This is a genomic window from Deinococcus sp. (assembly GCF_030523985.1).
Lineage (GTDB): Bacteria > Deinococcota > Deinococci > Deinococcales > Deinococcaceae > Deinococcus.
In genome coordinates, this window is sequence record NZ_JAUNHK010000042.1 from 21,295 (window position 1) to 22,762 (window position 1,468).

Annotated in this window: 2 protein-coding genes; both read left to right on the forward strand. The window is 70.2% G+C overall.

The features are described from left to right. Nucleotides 1–858: ABC transporter ATP-binding protein (locus Q4C89_RS07980; RefSeq protein ID WP_303102076.1), on the forward strand; the 858-nt coding region annotated here is incomplete at its 5' end. After that, the coding region (locus Q4C89_RS07985) for an ABC transporter permease (protein ID WP_303102077.1) at nt 855–1,468 on the forward strand (614 nt) is incomplete at its 3' end. The genes Q4C89_RS07980 and Q4C89_RS07985, both read left to right, overlap by 4 nt.

A 1,468-nucleotide genomic window follows, 5' to 3' on the forward strand; every position in this document is an offset into this window, starting at 1 on the left:
GGCGAAATCACGGCGCTGCTGGGGCCTTCGGGCTGCGGCAAGACGACCACGCTGCGGATGATCAACCGCCTGATCGAGCCGACAGGGGGCCGGATTCTGGTCGGCGGCGAGGACACGCGCCATCTGCGCCCGGAGGTGCTGCGCCGCCGCATGGGGTATGTCATTCAACAGATCGGCCTGTTTCCGCACCTGACGGTCGCGCAGAACGTGGCGACGGTGCCGGACCTGCTGGGACAGCCGAAGGCCGCCACACAGCGCCGCGTGCTGGAACTGCTTGATCTGGTGGGGCTGGAGCCGGGGCAGTTTGCCCACAAGCACCCGCATGAGCTTTCGGGCGGGCAGCAGCAGCGCGTGGGGGTGGCGCGGGCGCTGGCCGCCGACCCCCCGGTGCTGCTGATGGACGAGCCTTTCGGTGCCCTCGACCCACTGGCCCGCGAACGGGTGCAAGACGGCTTTCTGGACATTCAGCGCCGCCTGAAAAAGACGGTGGTGATGGTCACCCACGACATAGACGAGGCGCTGAAGATGGGTGACAAGGTGGCGCTGCTGAACGCCGGAGAACTGGCGCAGTTCGGCACGCCCGACGACTTGGTGCGCCGCCCGGTCAGCGAATTCGTGCGGCAATTTCTGGGCGAGGACGCCTTGCTGCGCCAACTGGCGGGCCGCCGCGCCGGGGAACTGGCCCGGCCTGCCGCCCCCGGCCAGAACGTCCAGAACCTGCCGAGGGTGGACAGCACCCTTGACGCCCGCAGCGCCCTAAGTGTGATGCTGCGTGAACGGGCCGAAGCTGTGGCCGTGATGGACGGCGAACAGGTGCGCGGCGTGCTGAACTGGCACGACCTGGGGCCGCGCGAATGACGACCCTCTCCCCCACCCGCGCTCCCCACCGCCTGCGTCGGGTGTGGCCTGCCCTGTTCTGGACGGGCCTGCTGGTGCTGGGGCTGCTGCCGGGCGTGCTGCCGTCGCTGCTGGCTCCGCTGTCGGCAGACGGGCAACCGCCCAACATCGGGGACACGCCGCTGTACCGGCTGGCGCTGGTTCATCTGGGGCTGGTGCTGGGCGCGGAACTGCTGGTGCTGCTGCTGGGCGTTCCCCTCGCCGTCGCCGTGACCCGACCCGGACGCACGGCTCTGCGGCGGTTGGTCGAAGCCCTGACCGGACTGGGCCAGACGGTGCCCACCCTGGCGATTCTGGCCCTGGCGGTGCCCACGCTGGGATTGGGTCTGAAGCCGACGCTTCTGGGGCTGGTGCTCTACGGGCTGGTGCCGGTCGTGTCCAACGGCATCGCCGGACTGCTCAGCGTGGACCCCGCCATCCGGGACGCGGCGCGGGGCATGGGCATGACAGGTGCCCAGCGGCTGTGGCGGGTGGAATTGCCCCTGAGTTTGCCCGTGCTGCTGGCGGGCGTGCGGACAAGTACCGTCTACAACGTCGGCACCGCCACCATCGGCGCGGCGCTGGGTGCGGG